8 protein-coding genes are annotated in these 6,409 nt (G+C 36.3%); 3 read left to right on the top strand and 5 right to left on the bottom strand.

The window, feature by feature from the left end; genetic code table 11:
- Positions 1-20 precede the first annotated feature (20 nt).
- On the bottom strand, positions 21-392 hold the full coding sequence (locus tag V7266_RS01980) for a hypothetical protein (protein WP_335465542.1): 372 nt from the start codon (positions 390-392) through the stop codon (positions 21-23).
- Between the two features lie 11 nt (positions 393-403).
- Complete coding sequence (locus V7266_RS01985; RefSeq protein ID WP_335465543.1) at positions 404-919, bottom strand: acyl-CoA thioesterase; 516 nt, start codon at positions 917-919, stop codon at positions 404-406.
- 472 nt (positions 920-1,391) lie between these two features.
- On the opposite strand from V7266_RS01985, the gene V7266_RS01990 reads away from it, so the two are divergent.
- Together V7266_RS01990 and V7266_RS01995 are read left to right on the top strand one after the other, a co-directional pair.
- A complete protein-coding gene (locus V7266_RS01990) occupies positions 1,392-1,907 on the top strand; it encodes an acyl-CoA thioesterase (protein WP_335465544.1) in 516 nt (171 codons plus the stop codon).
- Positions 1,908-1,931: 24 nt separating this feature from the next.
- Complete coding sequence (locus V7266_RS01995; RefSeq protein WP_335465545.1) at positions 1,932-2,303, top strand: hypothetical protein; 372 nt, start codon at positions 1,932-1,934, stop codon at positions 2,301-2,303.
- Positions 2,304-2,670: 367 nt separating this feature from the next.
- Here V7266_RS01995 and V7266_RS30685 read toward each other — a convergent pair whose 3' ends face one another.
- The 3 genes from V7266_RS30685 to V7266_RS02005 all read right to left on the bottom strand — a co-directional run bounded on the left by V7266_RS30685 (position 2,671) and on the right by V7266_RS02005 (position 5,473).
- Complete coding sequence (locus V7266_RS30685) at positions 2,671-2,940, bottom strand: IS3 family transposase (RefSeq protein WP_420491295.1); 270 nt, start codon at positions 2,938-2,940, stop codon at positions 2,671-2,673.
- On the bottom strand, positions 2,907-3,755 hold the full coding sequence (locus V7266_RS02000; RefSeq protein WP_335465546.1) for an AIM24 family protein: 849 nt from the start codon (positions 3,753-3,755) through the stop codon (positions 2,907-2,909). The genes V7266_RS30685 and V7266_RS02000 overlap by 34 nt, the downstream gene beginning before the upstream one ends.
- Before the next feature lie 455 nt (positions 3,756-4,210).
- On the bottom strand, positions 4,211-5,473 hold the full coding sequence (locus V7266_RS02005) for a benzoate/H(+) symporter BenE family transporter (protein ID WP_335465547.1): 1,263 nt from the start codon (positions 5,471-5,473) through the stop codon (positions 4,211-4,213).
- A gap of 121 nt (positions 5,474-5,594) precedes the next feature.
- Here V7266_RS02005 and V7266_RS02010 point away from each other — a divergent pair.
- Positions 5,595-6,409 (top strand): LysR family transcriptional regulator (locus V7266_RS02010; RefSeq protein WP_335465548.1); only part of this gene is annotated, 815 nt, incomplete at its 3' end.

Consider the following 6,409-nt stretch of genomic DNA (forward strand, 5'->3'; position numbering starts at 1 on the left):
TTCCTCACAGCCTCGTTTTATTAATGAATCACAGTTGGACCGGCTAGTTCCCTTGGCGGGTTTCCTAATGCTAACTTGCTGATATTAGCATAACTCACTTGTTCATACTCTTTTAGCAACTGTTTTAGTTCAGAAAATTTTTCGTCCTTTTTTAACTTTTCGATTTCCTTTTGATAGACGGACAAAATATAATCATCTTGTCCTACCGGCTTAAATTCGCTTGGGTCTTCATCCATGATTAATGCTCCCATATATTGGTATCCAAAATTAAGTTTACGAGTTAGTTCAATGATATTTAAGAACATATGATAAATAGATGGTTTTGTTTCACCTAAGTGTTCAATGGCCATTTTTGCGTCAATCAAATCTTCATAATTTACTGAGATTAACATGTTTCAACCCCCTAAGTACATGTTTTTTTCGGTGAGAGTCTGGATACAAGTTCTTTATTTTGCTCCCTTTTGAGTCTACGGATTTTTTCGCGTTCTTTTCCGGTTTCGTAAAGATATTTTTCTTCGTCTGTTTCTGGAATAACTTCTGGCACTTCCAATGGTCTTTTATTTTCACCTAGAGGGACGAAAGTTAAGAAAGCTGTAGCGGCAATTTTGCGTTCCCCTGTTTCAAGATCTTCAGCAACTATTTTGCAGAAAATCTCCATCGACCTTCTACCTGTATAGCAAACAAATGATTCGATACTGACCGAATCGCTTTGCCGAATGGGGTGAAGAAAATTAACGGAGTCTGTCGATGCCGTAACACATTGTTTTACTCGTGAATGCCGGCGAGCCGAAAGTGTCGCGCATGCATCCATTTTCTTCATAAGAACCCCGCCAAATAATGTATCATAATTATTCAAATCATTAAGCAACACCTGATCGGTATGAATTACACGCGTTTCACTAATTTTTTTGGCTTCCATTTTATCACCCTATATTAAGCAATTTCTTCATACTTACCTTCCGCTTTTCTTAGTGTTGGGAGATGTTATCTCAATTAAACCAGTTAGATATTTCCTGAAATAATGAACAAATGAGGATCAGTTAATTTTCTATTCTTCATGTTTTTCTTATGAATTCTAGTGCTGGACCTAGAATTAAATTGGAATATGATGTAATAAAACATAAAAATGTACCTGTTAAATCCTGTACGAAAGAGTGTTAAATAGTGCAATAAGTATTGGTATTGTAACTGTTATTGTTGTTGTACACCTCATATTGGAACAGTTTTACTTGTCTTTTAATGTTCAGGACAAAAACGCTTCCATATAGTTTTGTTATGAATTCCATATATTATTGGCATTGTACCTTTCCACTGTGGTTATATTATAATCACCTTTGTGATGTATGAGAAGCGAACGCTTCAAAAACATTTTATATATAGGGAGAAAATAAATGGAAGCAAAGAAAATAAAAAAAACACGTGTTGTTCAAACCGATCAAGTGCTCATTAACGATTTGAACAATTATTCTACATTATTTGGTGGAGTTCTGATGAAGAAGATGGATGCTTGCGCGACGCTTTCCGCCCGTAGGCATTCACGGGTAAAGGAATGTGTTACTGCATCGACAGACTCCGTTAATTTCATTAAACCAATCCGACAAAGTGATTCAGTTTGTATCGAGTCATTTGTCAGCTATACAGGTACAAAATCAATGGAAATTTTCTGTAAAGTGATTGCAGAGGATCTTGAAACCGGGGAACGAAGAATTGCTGCTACTGCATTTTTTACTTTCGTCCCTCTAGATAGAAATAAAAGACCGTTGGAAGTGCCTGGAGTCATTCCAGAAACAGAGGAAGAGAAATTTCTTTATGAAACGGGAAAAGAGCGCGAAGAAATCCGTAAGTTAAAAAGAACACAAAATAAAGAACTTGTGGCCAGACTTACACTAGATAAACCATGGGATTAATAGTGAAACAAAGGGGAAGATAGTATGATAAGACAATCAAATTACACTGAATTGAAAAATGCACAAATTGCTATCGAAAACTTACATGCAACAAAACCTTCTATTTATAAAAAATTTATCAATATCGTAAAACTAACACGTCAATTGCACTGTGGATATCAGTATATGGGCACAGTCATTATGGATGAAAACACAAGTGATTTCTACCCTAAGTCCCTGGATGACTACGTAATGTCCATCTACCATCGTGAAATCGAGAAATTAAAAACAGACGAAAAATTCTCTGAATTAAAACAGGTTCTAAAAAAGTATAAACAAGTAACCTATGTCAACATTAGCAAGTTAGCATTAGGGGAAAATCCAAAAGAATTAGTTGGTCCAATTTTGATCCATTAATAGTTCGAGGGAACAAATGAGATACTTATATTTTCAGTCTTTCAGAAAATATCATTGATATCTTATATTAATAACCTAAAACATATTAGTTGGGTGAATCGAAGCTTAGTTCAATTCACCCAATTTGCTTTTAAGACTCCATTGCCAGTGGGATATTTACGGAAAATGTCTTATGTGGAGATTCTTCAATAATTTTGTGGTTATTATAGAGTAAGTTGAGAAGTTTCACGTGAAACAAGTAGGATTTATTGAATTGGAAATCTCAAGGAAAGAAAAAACACAAGGAAGAACCTCAATTAGATCTGTTACGGTAAACCGTACCATAAGTAAATGGTCTTACCCCTGTCAAGTAGACCGCATAAAAAAGCTAAGCAGCCAACGCGTGTCGATATTCAATCGGCGCGCGTTGATTGAATTTCTTTTGAATACGTTTGTAATTATAGTGATAGATATAATCCTCAATTGCTTGTCGTATCTCCACTTCTGATTTACACTGTTCTATATACAACTTCTCTGTTTTGAGATGCGAGAAGAAGGATGGGCGGTTCGGCTGAATAACAGAAGGAGTATGTCCATGTCGCTTTCTTTTCTTTCTAATCCTTTTTATTTTGATGACGGCACTTGGTTTAAAATATATCCTAACTTTTCATAAACAGGTAACGTTGGTGCGATAAAGACTTTCCCGGTACCTCTAAATGTTTGAAGCAGACCTTCGCCGGATGCAACAGAACCGAAAATGCTTTTTGATGATTTCTCAACGGTAAAATCAATATTTCCAACTCGGAAAAGTGTGAAATTCCCATCTACTTGAACCATTTCATTTTGAAGTTCAAACTCCACAAGTTCATCTTCTGGAACAGGAATTTCAAATACGCAATATCCGTTTCCAGATACTTTTGTTTGAAATAATCCTTCACCTCCAGCAATGGCAGAAGAAATATTTTTCATTGCTTGAACAGAGGTAGAAACAGTCGATTCACAGCAATAAAAAAGACCCTTATCCGCAATGATTTCTTCGTTATTAAGTTCAACGATCATAAAGTGTTTAAAACTTGGTTCTAAATAAATAATTCCGCTACCATGGTATTGTGGTTTAATCATGGATTCATTGGCTAAAACACTGGAGGCTATTCCTTTTAAGAAACCTTTAGCACTAGTTCCTCCTAAACTTTTTAACGAAATATTCCCTTTCATAAACTGTAGTGCACCGGATTCAGCTGTAAGGGAGCTGTTTTTAAGTGTAATCCTTACTTGTCTTAATTTAATGTTTGATTTTTGCGCAAAAAATAACTTTTCAGCAACAGAAAAATTATCATTCCCGCCTAATTTTTGATACTCCAAAACCTCAATTTTCATATTTTGATTTTCTACGAAACTTATCACTTGATATGCCTCAGACATCGCAATTTCTCCTTTTTTACTTTCTATATTTTTTTGAGAAAGATTTAACATTCCAAGCCCTTGGTGAGCCTATTATCAAACAGTAATTAATCGGTAAAGTGGTACAAAGGTTTAGTTTTTGCATAAGCGTTATGGGCTCAATAACACAGGATTGTTTTCCTTTTCACGCTAGATTGGTTCTCCAATCAATAATTTCGCTATATCAATTATACTAAATTGAAAGGGCTGAGGACAAAGTAATGAAGGTATGCATAAAGCCGCCACTTAAATTGACCGGGAATTCTAGGGGGATTAATTATTTATAGTAACTAAGCTCTAATTTTATTAATTGATACTACAATACTAAATTCTTGCAGATAGTTTTCCAGTGTGCAATTGAGCTATGCGAATTGGGATGGGAAATGAGGTTTTTATTTTATACAAAGAAATAAATGACACCTAGACTGCACTATGTCTAGGTGTCATTTTTTTGTCATGAGATGTATCCGAGGTCTTAAGAAACGGTGTTAGGAAATTTTGTCCTTGTAAAGAGCTTCACTCAAGTTAGTTTCATTGTTTTGGTCACTTGATTCGGATTTATAAAAATCTTGTTTATCCAAGAATACGGTGGCCAAGGTACCTCCAACCAGACCCCAGAATGGCGCTCCAATATGGAGAATAGAGATCCCAGAGATTGTGATTATAAAGGAAAAGAGGGCGCCTGATTTGAATGGACCAGAGAAACTCATTTTCAAAGAGTCAACCAGTACACTAATCATGGCGACGCCACCTAGTAATTGAATTAATGAGGCAGGAATGACATGTGGAATTTGCGAAGCTATTGGAGAGAATAGAGCTAATAGACAGGATAATACTCCTAATACAATAGCAGCGACATACCTATGTTCAAGTTTGCCTGATTCTTTATTAACAAGTAAGCCCGTCATGGGACCTGCAATACAGGCTGGGTGGCCCCCAAAAAAAGCATTTATAATGGTACCGATTCCGCTCCAATTGCTCATGGCATTGATCGGTGGACGATACCCATGGGTCTCTAACATAGCAATCCCTTGGGCATTTTGTATGGCAAAAACCGTTAAGAGTAATGGAATGACAAGTTCCCCTACAACGGAAAAATTAAATGATGGGATGATAAAATGGGGAATGCCCATTGTTATATGGAGATGCTGTACAGAAACGTTCGGCAAAAATTTAAGACAAAGAATTGCTGCAATGATCGCCCCTAATATAGGCGGAAACTTTTTTGAAAATCGTAAGAAAAAAGAAAGAGCAAGAAAGACAAGTAACGGGATTCCGTTGAGTAAAGGATTTTTTACAACCGAGCCGATCATTTCAGTTCCGAAAGGAAGTAAGACGCCTGACACCATCCCCATCATAACTGGCATAGGCAAAGCCTTCATCAATTTTGTAACAAGGCCAGATAATCCTAAAAGAAAAATAAGGATCCCGGTTATAATATAGGCACCAACCACTTGGTTGAAAGAATAATGGGTTAAGCTTGAGCCGACAAGAATGGCTCCAGGTATTGAAAAGGCATAGCCTATGGGTTGCCCATAATATAAGGAGACGATGAGCGTTAGGAGTCCCCCCATTCCATAAATGGCGAAAATCCATGAGCTGGTTATACTACCAGACAAATGACCTTTTGCAGCAGCTTGTAAAACAATTAATAATGGTCCTGCTGAACCAAAAAGCCAGGCCACAAATCCATTCGATATATTCCCAACCGATAAAAGCTTTGGAAATTGTATGATATTTTTCTTGAACAACAAAGTCACACTCCTTCAACTTATGAATTACACTACATCTTAGTGTAAACTTAATTTATCAATACTTAAAATATCTGTTTTATCTTTTTACTATATCTTTTGGGTATGATGGAGGTTCATCTTGGATATTCGACAGTTAAAATACTTTGTAACTATAGCAGAAGAAGGTAAGATCACGACCGCTGCAAAGAAATTAAATATTGCTCAACCCCCTTTGAGCCGACAACTCAAACAAATGGAAGAAGAGCTAGGCGTCATTTTATTTGATCGAGATAACAAAAGTCTTAATTTAACCTTGGAGGGGGAAAGATTACTTCTTCGAGCAAAAGAACTTTTAAATAAACTTGATGAAACAATGGTTGAAGTTCAAGAATTGAGGAAAGACGCCAGTGGGATTTTATCTGTTGGATCCAATCTTTATTGTGCATCTTTAATTCTTTCTAAGGTGGTAGATATTCGTGTGAAAAATCCTGGTCTTACTTTCAAAGTATGGGAAGGTGAAACGATTCATCTCTTAAAAATGTTATCTAAACGTCAGATTGAGATCGCGATAACAAATAGTCCAATAACAGAAAAAAGTATCTCTCAAATGACATTGGAAAGTGACCCATATGTGCTTGTTTTGCCTGAAAAATGGACGTGGAGTGGATCAGAACAATGCTGGTTAGAGGAAATCATCGATTTGCCATTGATTCTTCTGCGACCAAACTATGGTTTAGGTGCGTATGGACAAATTGTCAATGAATTTCAACGGTTAGATATAGAACCAAATATACTGTGCGAATGTCAGGATTTAATTATGTTACTTGGTCTCGTTTCATCGGGGTTTGGTGCAACGATCTTACCGCTCTCGTTATTATCCCTCCATTCATTGGGAGGATTGAGAGTCATTCAGCTAAAGGATCAGACCTTAATATCTGAACCCAAAGTAATTTG

It is taken from the genome of Neobacillus drentensis (assembly GCF_036965645.1).
Lineage (GTDB): Bacteria > Bacillota > Bacilli > Bacillales > Cytobacillaceae > Neobacillus > Neobacillus drentensis_D.

Excerpts from the sequence above, each read along its gene's own strand:
- V7266_RS01980 (WP_335465542.1), bottom strand. The coding sequence starts at position 392 with ATGTTAATCTCAGTAAATTATGAAGATTTGATTGACGCAAAAATGGCC.
- V7266_RS01985 (WP_335465543.1), bottom strand. The coding sequence starts at position 919 with ATGGAAGCCAAAAAAATTAGTGAAACGCGTGTAATTCATACCGATCAG.
- V7266_RS01990 (WP_335465544.1), top strand. The coding sequence starts at position 1,392 with ATGGAAGCAAAGAAAATAAAAAAAACACGTGTTGTTCAAACCGATCAA.
- V7266_RS01995 (WP_335465545.1), top strand. The coding sequence starts at position 1,932 with ATGATAAGACAATCAAATTACACTGAATTGAAAAATGCACAAATTGCT.
- V7266_RS02000 (WP_335465546.1), bottom strand. The coding sequence starts at position 3,755 with ATGTTAAATCTTTCTCAAAAAAATATAGAAAGTAAAAAAGGAGAAATT.